Consider the following 16,827-nt stretch of genomic DNA (forward strand, 5'->3'; position numbering starts at 1 on the left):
GCCAGGCTGGGACAGCCCTTTTTGAGGTTCACGTCTTCAAAAGAGCGTGAAAAAACGGGTTTTCACAACTTCACAAGAGTGTGGCGAGCAAATGAAGAGTTTTGCGTCTGAACAAGCACCATTGGCGTCTGGAACAGCCCAACGAGACAGGACCGGATATCGCTCAAGAACCGGCGCCTGAAGCCTGTCCGCTACGGATTTGGTTGCACGAACGGATGTCTCGGCCATAAGTCGAATTGCCCGCCCGGCGCTTAAATGAGTTCATGGGACTCTTGAGGCCAGGCTGCATGCATCCGCAGTGTTGCGAAAAATTGCGAAGATTCGGACATGGCGATCCTGGCCATGGATACCTGGGGCGCAACTGACCTGCCCCGCTTCCTGGCCGCTATGCCGACAATTTGGTGCTGCAGATTTTGGAGACGCGTTAAATGGCGCATAACGAAGCAGTCGACGTAGTTCTGGTAGGGGCCGGCATCATGAGTGCCACCCTGGCCGTGCTGCTCAAGGAGCTCGACCCGGCGATTTCGCTGGAAGTCGTCGAGCTGATGGATTCGGGTGCCGCGGAGAGTTCCAATCCCTGGAACAACGCCGGTACCGGCCACGCCGGACTGTGTGAGCTGAACTACACACCCCAGGCCGCCGATGGCAGTGTCGACATCAAGAAAGCCGTGCACATCAACACCCAGTTCGAGGTGTCGAAGCAGTTCTGGACGTACCTGACCAAAAAAGGCACGTTCGGCTCGTCGAAATCCTTCATCGCCCCGGTGCCGCACCTGAGCTTCGTGCAAGGCGAGCAAGGCGTTGAGTTCCTCAGGAAGCGCTTCGAACTGATGCGCCAGCACCATGCGTTCGCCGACATGGAATACACCGAAGACCGCGACCAGATGGCCGAGTGGATGCCGCTGATGATGCCAGGCCGCCCGGCAGACGAAGTCATCGCCGCGACCCGCGTCATGAACGGTACCGACGTCAACTTCGGCGCCCTGACGAACCAGTTGCTCAAGCACCTGGGCAGCGCGCCGGACACCCAGATCAAGTATTGCAAGCGCGTCACCGGCCTCAAGCGCAAGGGCGATGGCTGGACCGTGAGCATCAAGGACGTCAATTCCGGCAGCACCCGTGAAGTCGACGCCAGGTTCGTTTTCCTCGGTGCCGGCGGCGCCGCGTTGCCGCTGCTGCAAGCTTCGGGCATTGAAGAGAGCAAGGGCTTCGGCGGTTTCCCGGTCAGCGGCCAGTGGCTGCGTTGCGACAACCCGGAAGTGGTCAAGCATCACCAGGCCAAGGTCTACAGCCAGGCCGCGGTGGGCTCGCCGCCGATGTCGGTGCCGCACCTCGATACCCGCGTGGTCGATGGCAAGAAATCCCTGCTGTTCGGGCCATACGCTGGCTTCACCACCAAGTTCCTCAAGCACGGCTCGCTGATGGACCTGCCGCTGTCGGTACGCGCCGGCAACATCGGCCCGATGCTGGCCGTGGCCCGGGACAACATGGACCTGACCAGATACCTGATCAGCGAAGTGATGCAGTCCATGGAGCAGCGCCTGGAATCCCTGCGGCGCTTCTACCCCGAGGCGAAAGCCGAGGACTGGCGCCTGGAAGTGGCTGGCCAGCGCGTGCAGATCATCAAGAAAGACCCGAAGAAAGGCGGCATCCTGCAATTCGGTACCGAATTGGTGGCGGCCAAGGACGGCACTCTCGCCGCCTTGCTCGGCGCTTCACCAGGCGCTTCGGTCACCGTGTCGATCATGCTCGAACTGATCGAGCGCTGCTTCCCGGAAAAAGCCAAGGGAGAGTGGGCCGCCAAGCTCGCGGAAATCTTCCCGGCCCGGGAGAAGGTGCTGGAAACCGATGCGGCGCTGTATCGCAAGGTCAACGCGCAGAACAACATCGCGCTGGAACTGGTTGAAGCAAGCAGCGAAACCCAAAGCTACGCTTGATCTCCCGGTTGAAAAAAACGCCCCGTCCTCCATGAGAGCGGGGCGTTTTTTTTGCAGCTTTTCGTGGCGAGGGAGCTTGCTCCCGCTGGCCTGCGAAGCAGGCCCTGTCAGTCAGCCACGCGCCTTGTTGATCAACTCGATGTATTCCTCGGCATTACGCTGGTCCTGGATCAACGCAACGAAATCATTACCGTGCTCGTCCTTGCCGTTGAGGTCATGGCCGGCCTCGACAAAGAACGTCAGGAAGCGCTCGAAATCGTCGACACGCAGCCCACGGTAGGCCTTGATCAGTTTGTGCAGCGACGGCGAAGTGGCATCGACGGGCTCGAAATTGAGGAACAGCTTGATCTGTTCGTCGCCAATCTCGTCACCAATCACTTGTTTCTTGTCTTTACGCATTGCCGGCTCCAGCTCGCACAGTTCACGGGGCGGGCAGTTTACCCCCGGCGGGCCTCGGGGCTCAACGCGGGCGTGCGGCGCCAGTGTGCAGGTCGGCCCAGATATGGCCGTTGGCGTAGCTGAGGAACTGCACGTAGACCGTGTCGTTGCGCAACAGATCGATCACCACCCGGTACTGGGCCTGTGGATAAGACAGCGTCAGGGTCTTGCTCGCCTCATCGAATACCGGTTTCTTCAGGCTTTTGCTTTCGCCATCAAAATTGAGGATCACCTGGCTGATGGTGGCGCCCTTGTTCAGGGGCTTGCCCTTGAGCCGCACCATCAGCGGCGAAGTGACCGGGATCGGCTGCTGGTTGGATGGGCGCTGGTTGCCCAGCACCACCGAATACTCGGTGACTTGCAGTAACTGCTGCTGTTCGGGCTGTTCCTGACGCGCCACCAGGTCATCGGGGGGCAGGAACTGGCTGTGCATCGGCGCGGCCACTGCCAGCAATGGCAGGCCGCAGATCAGCAGCAGAGCGGCACAGCGACGGATCGATACACTCATGACAGGCTCCGGAAGGCATGGCCGGGCACGCTAGCACTCCTTGAAAAAATATGCGACCCGAGTCAATACAGCAGGGCTTGCGGCGCGGCATACTCCGTGAGGCCATCGGTGTCGGCCCGCTGGCATATGCCGTTGTGGCGAGGGAGCTTGCTCCCGCTCGGCGGCGCAGCCGTCGTAAATCGGCTAGCGCACTCCGTCTGAAAGATTTCAATGGCCCATTTTGGGTCTGCTGCGCAGCCCAGCGGGAGCAAGCTCCCTCGCCACGGGTTTATTGTCCAGTCTATGCGAGGAGCATCATGGCCTTCTCCGCCCCACCGCTGTTCGCCGCCTGGCGCCAAGCCTGGCGTGCCGGTTACACCCTTGAGCGCCTGCGCGGCGACCTGGTAGCCGGGCTTACGGTCGGCATCATCGCTATCCCCCTGGCCATGGCCCTGGCAATCGCCGTTGGGGTGCCACCACAACACGGTCTTTACACCGTGCTGGTGGCCGCCCCCTTGATTGCCCTGACCGGCGGCTCGCGATTCAACGTGAGCGGGCCGACGGCCGCATTCGTTGTCATCCTGCTGCCCATCACCCAGCAATACGGTCTGGGCGGCCTGCTGCTGTGCACAATGCTTGCCGGCCTGATCCTGATTGCGCTGGGGCTGATGCGCGCCGGGCGCTTGATCCAGTTCATCCCGTATCCGGTGATCCTCGGTTTCACCGCCGGGATCGGCGTGGTGATTGCGACGCTGCAATTGAAGGACCTGTTGGGCCTGAGCACTGCGGGCCAGGCCACGCATTACATCGAACAGCTCGGCGAATTGATCGTGGCGCTGCCCGGCGCACGGCTTGGCGACGCCATTATCGGCGCGGCGTGTCTGGCCGTATTGATAATCTGGCCGCGCTGGGTGCCACGCGTCCCGGGCCATCTGGTCGCGCTGCTGATCGGCGCGTTGCTGGGGCTGGCCATCGAGCGCGCCGGGCTGCCGGTCGCAACGCTGGGCGAACGCTTCAGCTACGTCGTCGACAGCATCGTCTACCCCGGCATCCCGCCTTTGCTGCCGCGCTTCGACTGGCCCTGGAACCTGCCGAATGGCCAGGGCGGTGCGTTGATACTTTCCTATGACCTGTTCCGCCAATTACTGGGCCCGGCCTTCGCCATCGCCATGCTCGGCGCCATCGAGTCATTGCTCTGCGCCGTGGTGGCGGATGGCATGACCGGGAGCAGGCACGACCCCAACGCCGAATTGATCGGCCAAGGCCTGGGCAACCTCGTGGCGCCGTTGTTCGGCGGCATCACCGCCACCGCCGCAATTGCCCGCAGCGCAACCAACGTGCGCAGCGGCGCGTCATCGCCCCTGGCGGCAATCATTCACAGCCTGGTGGTGCTGGTGGCGATTGTGTTGCTCGCGCCGCTGTTCAGTTATTTGCCGATGGCGGCACTGGCGGCGTTGCTGGTGATGGTCGCCTGGAACATGAGCGAGGCCGGGCATGTGCTGCATACCCTGCGCATCGCCCCGCGCAGCGACGTGCTGGTGCTGCTGACCTGCCTGGGCCTGACGGTGCTGTTCGACATGGTCCTGGCCGTCGCCGTCGGCCTGTTGCTGGCCGCCGGGCTGTTCATCAAGCGCATGAGCGAACTGACCGACAGCGCTGAACTGCCACGCCATGCCCACCAGGCCTTGCTGGACATGCCCGAGCATGTTCGCTGCTACGCCATTCGCGGGCCGCTGTTCTTCGGTGCGGCGGAGAAGGCCCTGGATGTATTGCGCCGCTTCGACCCGGGTGTCCGGGTGGTGGTCGTGGACATGAGCGTCGTGCCAATGCTGGACATGACGGCCCTGGCCGCGCTGGAAAATATCCTCAGGGACTATCGAAAGCAGGGCATCGGCCTGATCCTGGTCGCGACCGCACCGAGGGTACGCCTGAAACTGCGCCGCGCCGGGGTCCATCGCGAGCAGCGGCAGTTGGCGTATGTGCAGACGCTGGAACAGGCGCGGAGCAAAAGTGAGCGCTGGCTGGCCGCGAGCGCAGCGCATTCAAGACTGGTTTGATTGTGTGGCGAGGGAGCTTGCTCCCGCTGGGCCGGCTGGCGCTCCAGTGCGCAGCAGGCCATCTTGCGGTTGCTGCGCAACCGAGCGGGAGCAAGCTCCCTCGCCACAAAAGCGTCCTTGCCACAGGGGATGCCGATCAATCGAACTGAGCGCGCATCCAGGCCTGGTATTGCGCCACGCCGGGTTCACCTTCGCGGGGGGCCCAATGAGCCAGCTCGCCGTCGCCCACCGGCCGGTACGGGCCGGCCTTGCATTCGAACATCAGGCTGTCGGCTTCAAGCACGACCAGGCCGTGATATACCCCGGCCGGCAGGTTGATACCGAGGCAATCAGCGCCGGCCTGGAGGATTCGCTTGTCGATCACCTTCCCGGTTTCATCGAAGATCAACACACCGAGCCGGCCCCTGAGCACCAGCAGGGTTTCCGCCTTGTCGGCGCTCAAATGGCGATGCGGCGGGATGTAGGTAGACGGCTGCAAGCCCACCGCCATGCGATGGCACGGTTCGTCCATCTGGTGAAGGTTGTGGTGTTGCCGTCCACGGGGATTGGCCGCGGCTTTCTCGGCCAGTTCATCGAACAGGGCTTGGTCCAGGAACGTTGGCCGATCCATACGGTTACATCCCCTTGACGGCAAAAATACCATTGGCGTTACGCCAGTAGCCTTTGTAGTCCATGCCGTAGCCAAAGATGTAGCGATCGATGCACGGCAAACCGACGAAGTCGGCCTTCAGGTCGGGACGGGCCTTGCGGTCGTGGTCCTTGTCGATCAGCACGGCGGTATGTACGGCACGGGCGCCAGCGTGTTTGCAGAAGTCGATGATCGCGCCCAGGGTGTGACCTTCATCGAGGATATCGTCGATGATCAGCACGTCGCGGTCGATGAACGAGACTTCCGGCTTGGCTTTCCAGAACAGGTCGCCGCCGCTGGTTTCGTTGCGATAGCGGGTGGCGTGCAGGTAGGAAGCTTCCAACGGGAAGTTCAGGCAGGTCAGCAGCTTGCCGGAGAAAATCAGCCCGCCATTCATCACGCAGAACACCACCGGGTTGCGGTCAGCCAACTGATCGTTGATTTGCGCACCGACACGGGCAATGGCCGCTTCGACTTCAGCTTCGGTGTACAGACAGTCAGCCTCTCGCATGACTTGACGGATATGCTCGAGATCAGCGGACATGGCGCTCTCCAAGGGTGGCGTTTGCGGAAAAGCGGGCAAAGGTACGCATCCCGCCCGGCCAGATCAAGCGTTTGTGGACTAACGTTCTGTATTGTCTATAGGACAACACCCTCGGATAGATTAATCTAGGCCGGTTTTTTTGCCCGCCGCCGGAGCCTTCCCCATGCCCATCCTCGAGATCCGCCACCCGCTGATCAGACATAAACTCGGCCTGATGCGCCGCGCCGACATCAGCACGAAGAACTTCCGCGAGCTCGCCCAGGAAGTCGGTGCCCTGCTCACCTACGAAGCCACCAAGGACCTGCCGCTGGAATCCTACGAGATCGCCGGTTGGGCGGGCACGGTGCAGGTGGAAAAAATCGCCGGCAAGAAGATTACCGTGGTGCCGATCCTGCGTGCCGGTATCGGCATGCTCGAAGGCGTCCTGAGCCTGATTCCGGGTGCCAAGGTCAGCGCCGTCGGCGTGGCCCGCAACGAGGAAACCCTGCAGGCCCATACCTACCTGGAAAAACTGGTGCCGGAGATCGACGAGCGCCTGGCGATGATCATCGACCCGATGCTCGCCACCGGCAGCTCCATGGTTGCAACCATCGACCTGCTGAAAAAAGCCGGTTGCCGGGACATCCGCGCCATGGTCCTGGTCGCCGCGCCCGAAGGCATCCAGGCCGTGGAAGATGCCCACCCCGACGTGACCATCTACACCGCCTCCATTGACCAGAAACTCAACGAACACGGCTACATCATCCCGGGCCTGGGCGATGCCGGCGACAAGATCTTCGGCACCAAGCAGAAGGACGCCTGAGCATGCAGGACGAATTCAACGATCCGCTCTGGCGTCAGGTGCTGTCCGGCGCACAGATGCTGTTCGTCGCCTTCGGCGCGCTGGTGCTGATGCCGCTGATCACTGGCCTGGACCCGAACGTGGCGCTGTTCACGGCGGGCCTGGGGACGATCCTGTTCCAGATCGTTACCGGGCGTCAGGTGCCGGTATTCCTGGCGTCGAGTTTTGCTTTCATCACGCCGATCATTCTCGCCAAGGGCCAGTTCGGCCTGGCCGCGACCATGGGCGGCGTGATGGCGGCCGGTTTTGTCTATACGTTCCTGGGCCTGGCGGTGAAGATCAAGGGCACCGGCTTCATTGACCGGCTGTTGCCGCCAGTAGTAATCGGCCCGGTGATTATTTCCATCGGCCTGGCGATGGCGCCGATCGCTGCAAATATGGCGATGGGCAAGGCCGGCGACGGCACCGAGCTGATTCCTTATCAGACCGCGATGCTGATCTCGATGCCGGCGTTGCTCACTACCCTGATCGTCGCCGTGTTCGGCAAAGGCATCTTCCGCCTGGTGCCGATCATCTCCGGCGTATTGGTGGGTTTTGCCATGGCGTTTTTCTTCGGCGTCGTCGACACCGCGAAAATCGCCGCCGCCCCCTGGTTCGCCCTGCCGGCCTTCACCGCGCCGGAATTCAACTGGCAAGCGATCCTGTTCATCGTGCCGGTAGCCCTGGCGCCAGCGATCGAACACATCGGCGGGGTGATCGCCGTGGGTAGCGTGACCGGTCGCGACTACCTGAAAAAACCCGGCCTGCACCGCACGCTGTTCGGTGACGGTATCGCCACCACCGCAGCCGGCCTGTTCGGCGGCCCGCCCAACACCACCTATGCCGAAGTGACTGGCGCGGTGATGCTGACCAAGAACTACAACCCGAAGATCATGACCTGGGCCTCGATCTTCGCGATCAGCCTGGCGTTCATCGGCAAGTTCGGCGCACTGCTGCAAAGCATTCCGGTGCCGGTGATGGGCGGGATCCTGTGCCTGTTGTTCGGTTCGATCGCGGCGGTGGGCATGAATACACTGATCCGCCACAAGATCGACCTGGGCGAAGCACGTAACCTGGTGATCGTTTCGGTGACGCTGGTGTTCGGCATCGGCGGCGTACTGGTCGGCACCGGTACCGGCCCGGACGACTTCGGCCTCAAGGGCATCGCGCTGTGCGCCGTGGTGGCGATCGCGTTGAACCTGATCTTGCCGGGCAACGATGGCTGGAAGCAGAAGAAGGCGGATGAGCCGCTGATCTGAGTTTTCGTCGTCAGTCAGAAGCTTCGCGAGCAGGCTCGCTCCCACAGGGGATGTTGTGAACACAAACTTTGTGACCACACGCTTTCCTTGTGGGAGCGAGCCTGCTCGCGAAGGGGCCGATGAGATCTACAACGCCAGCGGCGCCCGCTCGCAAAGGGTGCTCAACACCTTCGCCCACTGCGGATCGTCATTGAGACACGGCACCAGTACCAACTCCTCCCCTCCCGCTTCGCGAAACTGCTCGCGCCCGCGGTCGCCGATTTCTTCCAGCGTCTCGATGCAATCGGCAACGAATGCCGGGCACATCACCAGTACTTTCTTCACGCCGCTTTTGGCCAGTTCGTCCAGGCGCGCCTCGGTATAAGGTTCGATCCACTTGGCCCGTCCCAGTCGCGACTGAAACGACACCGACCATTTGCCATCCGCTAGCCCCATCTGCCGGGCGAACAGCTCGGCGGTACGAATACACTGGGCGCGGTAACACGTGGCCATGACTTCCGGCGGCGCGTTCCGGCAGCAATCGGCGTCCTTGAAGCAGTGATAGCCCGTAGGGTCGAGCTTGGTCAGGTGCCGTTCCGGCAGGCCATGGAAACTCAGCAACAGATGATCGTAATCCTTCATCAGGTACGGCTTGGCGCTGGCAACCAGGGCATCGATATATTCCGGCTGGTCATAGAAGGGCTGGAGAATCGAGAACTGCACCTTGAGCTTTTTCTCGCGCACTACCCGCTTGGCTTCTTCGATGACCGTGGTCACGGTGCTGTCGGCGAACTGCGGATACAGCGGCGCCAGGGTGATTTTCGTGTGTCCCTGGCTTGCCAGGCGCACCAGGGTCGATTCGATCGATGGCTCGCCATAACGCATTGCCAGCTCCACCGGGCCCTGGGTCCATTGCGCTTTCATGGCCTGTTGCAGGCGGCGACTGAGGACCACCAGCGGCGAGCCCTCTTCCCACCAGATCGAGGCATAGGCGTGGGCCGATTGCTCGGGGCGCTTGACCAGGATCAGCGACACCAGTAGCCGCCGCACCGGCCATGGCAGGTCGATGACGTAGGGGTCCATCAGAAATTGGTTGAGGTAACGGCGTACATCGGCCACCGAGGTGGAGGCAGGCGAACCCAGATTCACCAGAAGCAACGCGTGATCGGTCATGCAACGTCCTATTTCAAAGGCGACCCGACAAATCTTCCAGGGCCGCAGACAACTCAGTGAACCGGAATGAAAACCCCGCCGCCTGCAATCGGGCGGGCGTGGCGCGCTGGCCTCCCAGCAACAGCAATGACAACTCCCCCAAAGCGATTTTCAACGCAAGCTCCGGCATCGGCACCACGGCCGGGCGATGCAGTACGTGCCCCAGGGCCTTGGCGAAATCTCGGTTGCGCACCGGGTTCGGTGCGCAGGCATTATAAGGACCGCTGGCATCGCTGCGGTGCAGAAGAAAATCAATCAGGGCGATTTGATCGTCGATATGAATCCAGGGCATCCACTGCCGCCCGCTGCCGATACGCCCGCCCATTGCCAGTTTGAACGGCAGCAACAGCCGCGACAAAAAGCCGCCCTCTGCAGACAGGACCAGGCCGGTGCGAACCAGCACCACACGTATGCCCAAGGCTTCTGCACGTTGCGCGGTTTCTTCCCAGGCGATGCACAACTGGCTGGCGAAGTCTTCGCTGACCGGCCCGGATTCTTCGGTCAACTCCCGCTCGCCGCCGTCGCCATACCAGCCCACCGCAGAGCCGGAAATCAGCACCCGCGGTTTCTGTTCGCAACGCTCCAGCCAGGCCAGCAGAACCTCGGTCAGCGTGACGCGGCTGCTCCACAGCAGCATCTTGCGTTTATGGCTCCAGGGCCTGTCGCCGATAGGCGCGCCGGCAAGGTTGACGACCGCGTCCACCGGCTCGCCAAGCTCATCGAGGCTGGCGATACCGCGCACCTGCGCGCCACAGATTTTCGCCACCTGTTCGGGCCGACGACTCCAGACCGTCAGGCGATGTCCCTGCTCCAGCCAGTGCCGGCAGAGTTGACGTCCGATCAAACCAGTACCGCCGGTCAGCAATATGTGCATGAGATGTCCCTCGGCTCGCGTTTTACCTGGCCCATTAGTCTATTTTTATAAGTAGGCATTTTTCATATAGGACAGGGTCTGTACCTAACAATAGGACAACCCGCCAAAACGCGAACGGTAAAACTTATACCAAAAACCAGAATTGTACAGGATTAAACGACGGCGTAGTCTGTACAGAAAGGTAAACGAGGCCCTCATGACTGTACCCATCGCAATCATCGGCACCGGCATCGCCGGACTTTCAGCCGCCCAGGCCCTGACGGAGGCCGGGCATGTCGTTCAACTCTTCGATAAAAGCCATGGCAGCGGCGGCCGCATGTCCAGCAAGCGCAGCGACGCCGGCGCGCTGGACATGGGCGCACAATATTTCACCGCCCGGGATCGGCGCTTCGTCACGGAAGTCCAGCGCTGGCAAGCCAACGGCTGGGCGGCGGAATGGAACCCGCAGCTCTATCACTTCCAGGACGGGCAGATGAGCCCCTCGCCGGACGAGCAGACCCGCTGGGTCGGTACCCCGCGCATGAGCGCGATTACCCGCGCCCTGCTCGGCGAGCTGCAGGTGCAGTTTTCCTGCCGCATCACCGAGGTCTTTCGTGGCCAGGAACACTGGCACCTGCAGGACGCCGAAGGGTTTACCCACGGCCCGTTCGGCCAGGTCGTGATTGCCACGCCCGCGCCCCAGGCCACGGCGTTGCTCGCCGCCGTGCCGAAACTGGCCGGCGTCGCCGCCGGGGTGAAAATGGACCCCACCTGGGCAGTGGCGCTGGCCTTTGAACAACCCCTGGATACGCCCATGGAGGGCTGCTTCGTCCAGGACAGCCCCCTCGACTGGCTGGCCCGCAACCGCAGTAAACCAGGGCGCGATGCCAAGCTCGACACCTGGGTGCTGCATGCAACCAGCGACTGGAGCCGCCAGCACATCGACATGCCCAAGGAAGCGGTGATCGAGCATTTGCACGGCGCCTTCGCAGAACTGCTGCACAGCGCGATGCCCGCGCCGAGCTTCAGCGTGGCCCATCGCTGGCTGTATGCCCGTCCCGCCGGCAGCCACGAATGGGGCGCCCTGGCCGATGCCAACCTGGGCTTGTATGTGTGCGGAGACTGGTGCCTGTCCGGCCGGGTCGAAGGAGCATGGCTCAGTGGCCAGGATGCCGCCCGTCGCTTGCACGCCAGCCTTCAGTGAGCGCATTCCCCAGGCCATCCGCTGCTGTCGCGAGAGGCAGCAGCCGGCGGCAAGGTCACAACGCCACCCTTCGGCCTGGAACAATCGGTTGACTTGTTCGCGTACCGACCTATGATGAAAATATTGTACAAACAATAGTACATGTACAAGATTTACCCAGCAGAGGTCGCCCATGCCCAACGAAGCTATCGCCAAACCGAAAATTGCCATCAGCGCCTGCCTCATGGGCGCTGAAGTGCGCTTCAATGGTGGTCACAAGCAATCGCCGTTGTGCAGCCGCACGCTGGTCGAATACTTCGATTTCGTGCCGGTGTGTCCGGAAGTCGCCATTGGCCTGGGCGTCCCGCGCGAGCCGATCCGGCTGGTTGGCAACCCCGCGCGCCCCGACGCGGTCGGCACGGTGAAGCGAGACCTCGACGTGACCCAGCCATTGGCCGATTACGGTCAACAAATGGCCGCTGAGCTGGATGACATCTGCGGCTATATCTTCATGCAGAAGTCGCCGTCCTGCGGGCTGGAGCGGGTCAAGGTCTACGACCACAACGGCGTCCCGCAGGACGGCGGTGGACGTGGTGTCTACGCCCAGGCCTTTTGCGAGCGCCACCCCGACTTGCCGGTGGAAGAAGACGGCCGCCTCAACGATCCGGTACTGCGCGAGAACTTTCTGACCCGTGTATTCGCCTATGCCGCCTGGCAACCGCTGCGCCGCCGCGGGCTGACCCGACGCGACCTGATTGAATTTCACTCACGCTACAAGTACCTGTTGATGGCCCACAACCCTGAGCAATACAAGGCGTTGGGCAACATGTTGGGCAACATGGGCAAGGCCGATCCGGACGAACTGGGCCAGCGTTATTTCAGCGCGCTGATGGCGGCCTTGAAGAAATGCGCCACCCGACGCACGCACACCAACGTTCTGCAGCACCTGAGCGGTTACCTCAAGCGTGCCATCGATGCCGATGACAAGCAGGAGGTGCAGCACCTGATCGGGCAGTACCGTCTTGGTATCGTGCCACTGGTGGTGCCGCTCACATTGCTCAAGCATCATCTGCGTCAGCACCCCGACCCCTATCTCGCCCAACAGGTCTACCTGCAACCGCACCCAGAGAACCTCAGCTTGCGAAACGCCATTTGATGAAGAACGAACTCGACTCCAGCGCCAGCGAAGACCTGGGCGCCGATTTCGCCAAGGCCCTCGCGCAGGGCTGGCTGCCGATCCGCGAAGTCGCCCGGCAAACCGGCGTCAATGCCGTCACGCTGCGAGCCTGGGAGCGGCGCTACGGGTTGATCGTGCCGCACCGTACGCCCAAGGGCCATCGCTTGTTCAACCGCGAACATGTGCAGCGGATCCTGAGCATCCTCACCTGGATCGATCGTGGCGTGGCAGTGAGCAAGATAAAACCGTTGCTCGACACACCGCAGCCGTCAGGCGAACCGTTGGAAGACGACTGGCAACGTCAGCGCCATGCCCTGATGCTGGCGGTGACGCAACTGGCCGAGCGTCAGGTCGATGAGTCGGTGAACCAGGCCATGGCGCTGTATCCGCCTTGGACTGTTTGTGAACAGTTGCTCCTGCCCTTGCTGGGCGAGTTGCAATTGCGCTGGCAGAGCCAGTTCGGCGCGCAGCTGGAAAAAGTCTTCCTGTACTCCTGGCTGCGCAGCAAATTCGGCAGCCGGATCTACCACAACAACCGCCAGTTGCGCGGCGCACCGCTGTTGATGATCAACCAGTCCGAGGTGCCGCAGGAGCCCCAGTTGTGGCTCACCGCCTGGCTGGCAAGCAGCGCCGACTGTCCCGTGGAGGTGTTCGACGGGCCGCTCCCGGCCGGTGAGCTGGCGTTGGCGGTCGAACGGCTCAAGGCCCGCGGCGTGCTGCTGTATTCGAGCCAGGCACTGAACCTGTCGCAATTGCCCAGGCTGCTGAGCGGGCTCGACTGCCCGATCATCATCGCCGGCCCCGCCGCCTCGATTCACCAGGCCAAGCTGTCTGCAAGCGCGGCAATGAGCAACGTCAGCTGGGCCGAAGACCCGCTATCGGCTCAACGCGAACTGAGCCGCAGAGAACTCCTCTAGTTGGAAAAAACCATGCAATTGATCTGGCTGCGCAGCGACTTGCGCCTGCACGACAACACCGCCCTGGCGGCCGCCGCTGCCCGGGGGCCCTGCGTAGCGGTCTACCTGCCGAGCCCGAAGCAATGGGCGGCCCATGACGATGCACCCTGCAAGATCGATTTCTGGTTGCGCAACCTCGCGACATTGAGCACGGCCCTGGCGGAACTGAACATCCCATTGCTGATCCGCAACACGGAGTATTGGAATCAGGCCCCGCAAGTGCTGGTCACTTTATGTCGCGAGCTGGGCATCGGTGCCGTACACGTCAACGAGGAATACGGCCTGAATGAAACCCGGCGCGACGCCGACGTCGCCCGGGCGCTAAAGGATGAGGGCGTGGAATTTCGCAGCCATCTCGACCAGCTCCTGTTCAAGCCCGGCAGCGTCCTGACCAAGACCGGCAGTTATTTCAAGGTGTTCAGCCAATTTCGCAAGGTCTGCTATAGCCGTCTGCATTTTTCGTTACCGAGCCTGGTGCCCGCGCCTGTTCGGCAGGCACCTACGGCCATCGCCAGCGATCCGCTGCCGACGCAGGTTGAAGGATTCAACCCGCCGAATGCGGACCTGCGCGATCTCTGGCCCGCCGGCGAAAGCGAAGCCCGGCGCCGGCTCGAGTCGTTCGTCGAGCAACACATCGATTACTACCAGAGCGAACGGGATTTTCCGGCCAGACCCGGGACCAGCCAGCTGTCAGCCTATCTGGTGGCCGGCGTGGTTTCACCGCGCCAGTGCCTGCACGCCGCGCTGCAGGCCAATCAGGGCGAGTTCGAAAGCGGAAACGTCGGAGCCGTGACCTGGATCAATGAACTGCTCTGGCGCGAGTTTTATAAACACGTTCTGGTGGGATTCCCCCGCGTATCGCGCCACTGCGCGTTCCGCCCGGAAACCGAGGCCCTGGCCTGGCGCAACGACCCCCAGGCACTGGCGGCGTGGAAAGAAGCCCGTACAGGCTTGCCGATCATTGACGCTGCCATGCGCCAATTGCTGGAGACCGGCTGGATGCATAACCGCCTACGGATGGTGGTGGCGATGTTCCTGACCAAGAACCTGTTGATCGATTGGCGAGAGGGCGAACGCTTTTTCATGCAGCACCTGATCGATGGTGACCTGGCGGCAAACAATGGCGGCTGGCAGTGGAGCGCCTCGACCGGCACCGACTCGGCGCCCTGGTTCCGGATTTTCAATCCGTTGAGCCAATCGGAAAAATTCGACCGCGAGGGGTTGTTCATCAAACGCTGGTTACCCGAACTGAACGATCTCGATAAGCCAGATGTCCATAGCCCGAATACCCGTGGCGATTTGTTTGGCGCGGTGGACTACCCCGCTCCGATCGTCGACCTCAGCCAGTCCAGGGCCCGCGCCCTGGCAGCGTTCAGAAACCTGCCGTCACGGCAGGACGCCGGTTGAGGATTTGTGCGGTGAACGAATAGGGGGCGGCCGACGCGGGCTGCCATTCTCAATAGTATGACGATATAGTCGTTAAAAAATGCGCATCGTCCGGTAAACAAGGAGTGAGTAATGGGTTCGACACCGCCACGGCGATACTGGCTGACCGGCGCCGGTAACGGAATTGGCGCCTCTTTGGCCGAATCGATACTGCGTACCGGCGCCCATCTGGCTGTCAGCTCACGCTTGCCGTGCGATGCGCTTTCGGCAAGATATCCAGGACAGGTCCTGATCGTGGCCGGCAATTTAACCGACAGTCAGGCCGTACGCGAGGCGGGCGAGCGAATCGCCCAGGAATGGGGCTCCCTGGATACCGTGATCATCAACGCCGGAACCGCCGAATACATCAGCGGACAACCCGTCGACCCATCGATCATCGAACACATCGTGCGCAGCAACCTGCTGGCCGCCAGCCTGTGTATCGAGGCGGCCGCACCATTGCTGCGCGCCGGCAACGGGACCCATCTGGTGGGCATCGCCAGCCCGCTGACCTATCTGCCGCCCTCGCAATTCGAGGCCGGGGACCAGGGGATGCGCTTTTTATTCGAATCGGCTCGCGGCAAACTGGCCCGCGATGGCATCGACGTGACCATCGTGCACCCAGGGTTCGACAACTCATCGCCGGCCATCGACGATGGCTTGCCGCCGTCGATTCGCTGGTCTGCTGAAACGGCGGCCCATCACATCCTGACCCAACTGACCGAACGTCCCCTTGAAGTGATCCTGCCCGCCATGACCATGGACCTGCTTTGGCCATTGCCATCGAACGACACGGTGCTGGCGGGCGCGCATTCACGTTCGGACAGTTACCAGTGCCCGATCAAGGGACGCCCCTGAATAGCGCGCTTGCCTTACACTGCGCGCCATGAAGACCATCCCGCTGCACGAAATCCCCGCCCCGGCCGTCACGTGTTCAACGTGTGCGGCGTGCTGCTGCCAACTGGAAGTCATGTTGATCACCGACACCGGCGTGCCCGAGCGCTTCATCGACACGGATGACTGGGGTGGAGAAGTGATGCTGCGTCTTGACGACGGCTGGTGCGCGGCGCTGGATCGCGACAGCATGAGATGCACAATCTACGAAAAGCGCCCGCTGATCTGCCGGGAGTTCGAGATGGGTGCGCCGGAGTGCCTGGAAGAGCGACAGGGCATTGCAACGGCGTACAGATAAAAGAAGCTTTTATGTGGGAGCGAGCCTGCTCGCGAATGCGCTGGGCCAGCCAATATCAACCCGACTGACCCAACGCTTCGCGAGCAGGCTCGCTCCCACTGTGCCCAAGCGTTTTGTTACAGCGGCATTGTGTAATGCAATGCGTAGCTTTCCACACCGTCGTTGGTCGACTTGATGCCGGCGTTGGAATAGTGAGTGGCACGGATGCCGACTTCATGCCCGCCATTGAAGCGCAGGCCAAAGCCGATGCGGTCTTCGAACTGGAACGCTGTGCCGAGCTTGTTGCTTTCGATTTCAGTGTTTTCAAACAGCGCAACACCGACGCCTGCCTCGATGTAAGGCTTCACGTTCTGACCGGCAAACTCATACACCAGGACTGGCGAGAACGACAGGCTGTGGTTGCTCGAAGTTTCGTCCCCCTCCCAGTACGTATAGGCACCGCTCCAGTAACCGGTCAGGCGACCCACGTCGCTCTGCAGCCAGCTCTTGTCCCAATCGAACTGCATGCCCAGGCGATAGGTCATAGTCGAGTCGCCGGTCTGGCCAACCCCGAATTCCACGCCCGCCGCCTGTGCGGTGTAAGTGTGCCCCAGCAACGCAGCCGCAAATGCGGCAAAGCAGAATAAACGCTTCATTAGAAACATCCTTTTCCGACAGCCTTAGTTAGTTTTTCTTACAGA

General features: G+C 61.9%; 17 protein-coding genes. 10 read left to right on the forward strand and 7 right to left on the reverse strand.

Features of this window, described 5'->3' with window-relative positions:
* The first annotated feature begins 428 nt into the window (after window positions 1-428).
* Window positions 429-1,937, forward strand: a complete 1,509-nt coding sequence (gene mqo / locus J3P91_RS22775; protein WP_434601820.1) for a malate dehydrogenase (quinone) — start codon at window positions 429-431, stop codon at window positions 1,935-1,937.
* A 111-nt stretch (window positions 1,938-2,048) separates the two neighbouring features.
* On the opposite strand, the gene J3P91_RS22780 is transcribed toward mqo, so the two are convergent.
* Complete coding sequence (locus J3P91_RS22780) at window positions 2,049-2,336, reverse strand: PA4642 family protein (protein ID WP_434571877.1); 288 nt, start codon at window positions 2,334-2,336, stop codon at window positions 2,049-2,051.
* 61 nt (window positions 2,337-2,397) lie between these two features.
* Window positions 2,398-2,883 (reverse strand): hypothetical protein, encoded by a 486-nt coding sequence (locus J3P91_RS22785; protein ID WP_434601821.1) that lies wholly within the window; start codon window positions 2,881-2,883, stop codon window positions 2,398-2,400.
* A 296-nt stretch (window positions 2,884-3,179) separates the two neighbouring features.
* Here J3P91_RS22785 and dauA point away from each other — a divergent pair, with 296 nt between their 5' ends.
* The gene (gene dauA, locus J3P91_RS22790; protein WP_434601822.1) at window positions 3,180-4,919 is read left to right on the forward strand and encodes a C4-dicarboxylic acid transporter DauA; all 1,740 of its coding nucleotides are present in this window, start codon (window positions 3,180-3,182) and stop codon (window positions 4,917-4,919) included.
* Window positions 4,920-5,055: 136 nt separating this feature from the next.
* On the opposite strand, the gene J3P91_RS22795 is transcribed toward dauA, so the two are convergent.
* Entirely contained in the window at window positions 5,056-5,529 is a 474-nt protein-coding gene (locus J3P91_RS22795; RefSeq protein WP_434601823.1) for a WbuC family cupin fold metalloprotein, read from the reverse strand.
* A gap of 4 nt (window positions 5,530-5,533) precedes the next feature.
* Window positions 5,534-6,091 carry a hypoxanthine-guanine phosphoribosyltransferase gene (locus J3P91_RS22800; protein WP_434571871.1) on the reverse strand — a complete coding sequence of 186 codons (558 nt, stop codon included), beginning with the start codon at window positions 6,089-6,091 and terminating at the stop codon, window positions 5,534-5,536.
* A gap of 163 nt (window positions 6,092-6,254) precedes the next feature.
* Here J3P91_RS22800 and upp point away from each other — a divergent pair, with 163 nt between their 5' ends.
* Window positions 6,255-6,893, forward strand: coding sequence for a uracil phosphoribosyltransferase (upp, locus tag J3P91_RS22805; RefSeq protein ID WP_434571869.1), 639 nt, complete (start codon window positions 6,255-6,257; stop codon window positions 6,891-6,893).
* Window positions 6,894-6,895: 2 nt separating this feature from the next.
* Window positions 6,896-8,170 (forward strand): uracil-xanthine permease family protein, encoded by a 1,275-nt coding sequence (locus tag J3P91_RS22810; protein WP_434571867.1) that lies wholly within the window; start codon window positions 6,896-6,898, stop codon window positions 8,168-8,170.
* A gap of 126 nt (window positions 8,171-8,296) precedes the next feature.
* Here J3P91_RS22810 and hemH read toward each other — a convergent pair whose 3' ends face one another.
* Together hemH and J3P91_RS22820 are read right to left on the reverse strand one after the other, a co-directional pair.
* Window positions 8,297-9,322 carry a ferrochelatase gene (gene hemH, locus J3P91_RS22815; RefSeq protein ID WP_434601824.1) on the reverse strand — a complete coding sequence of 342 codons (1,026 nt, stop codon included), beginning with the start codon at window positions 9,320-9,322 and terminating at the stop codon, window positions 8,297-8,299.
* A gap of 13 nt (window positions 9,323-9,335) precedes the next feature.
* Complete coding sequence (locus J3P91_RS22820; RefSeq protein ID WP_434571863.1) at window positions 9,336-10,235, reverse strand: TIGR01777 family oxidoreductase; 900 nt, start codon at window positions 10,233-10,235, stop codon at window positions 9,336-9,338.
* Window positions 10,236-10,431: 196 nt separating this feature from the next.
* On the opposite strand from J3P91_RS22820, the gene J3P91_RS22825 reads away from it, so the two are divergent.
* The 6 genes from J3P91_RS22825 to J3P91_RS22850 all read left to right on the forward strand — a co-directional run bounded on the left by J3P91_RS22825 (window position 10,432) and on the right by J3P91_RS22850 (window position 16,147).
* Entirely contained in the window at window positions 10,432-11,418 is a 987-nt protein-coding gene (locus tag J3P91_RS22825) for an NAD(P)/FAD-dependent oxidoreductase (RefSeq protein ID WP_434601825.1), read from the forward strand.
* A gap of 172 nt (window positions 11,419-11,590) precedes the next feature.
* Window positions 11,591-12,553: a YbgA family protein gene (locus J3P91_RS22830; protein WP_434571859.1), complete on the forward strand. Its 963-nt coding sequence runs from the start codon at window positions 11,591-11,593 to the stop codon at window positions 12,551-12,553.
* A complete protein-coding gene (locus tag J3P91_RS22835) occupies window positions 12,553-13,491 on the forward strand; it encodes a MerR family transcriptional regulator (RefSeq protein WP_434601826.1) in 939 nt (312 codons plus the stop codon). The genes J3P91_RS22830 and J3P91_RS22835 overlap by 1 nt, the downstream gene beginning before the upstream one ends.
* Window positions 13,492-13,503: 12 nt before the next feature.
* Window positions 13,504-14,937: a deoxyribodipyrimidine photo-lyase gene (phrB, locus tag J3P91_RS22840; protein ID WP_434601827.1), complete on the forward strand. Its 1,434-nt coding sequence runs from the start codon at window positions 13,504-13,506 to the stop codon at window positions 14,935-14,937.
* A gap of 111 nt (window positions 14,938-15,048) precedes the next feature.
* Window positions 15,049-15,813: an SDR family NAD(P)-dependent oxidoreductase gene (locus tag J3P91_RS22845; protein WP_434571854.1), complete on the forward strand. Its 765-nt coding sequence runs from the start codon at window positions 15,049-15,051 to the stop codon at window positions 15,811-15,813.
* A gap of 28 nt (window positions 15,814-15,841) precedes the next feature.
* Window positions 15,842-16,147, forward strand: a complete 306-nt coding sequence (locus J3P91_RS22850) for a YkgJ family cysteine cluster protein (protein WP_434601828.1) — start codon at window positions 15,842-15,844, stop codon at window positions 16,145-16,147.
* Window positions 16,148-16,263: 116 nt separating this feature from the next.
* On the opposite strand, the gene J3P91_RS22855 is transcribed toward J3P91_RS22850, so the two are convergent.
* Window positions 16,264-16,782 carry an acyloxyacyl hydrolase gene (locus J3P91_RS22855; protein ID WP_434571851.1) on the reverse strand — a complete coding sequence of 173 codons (519 nt, stop codon included), beginning with the start codon at window positions 16,780-16,782 and terminating at the stop codon, window positions 16,264-16,266.
* Window positions 16,783-16,827: the final 45 nt, after the last annotated feature.

The sequence above is a fragment of the Pseudomonas sp. Z4-7 genome (genome assembly GCF_051131965.1).
In the GTDB taxonomy this organism is placed as follows: domain Bacteria; phylum Pseudomonadota; class Gammaproteobacteria; order Pseudomonadales; family Pseudomonadaceae; genus Aquipseudomonas.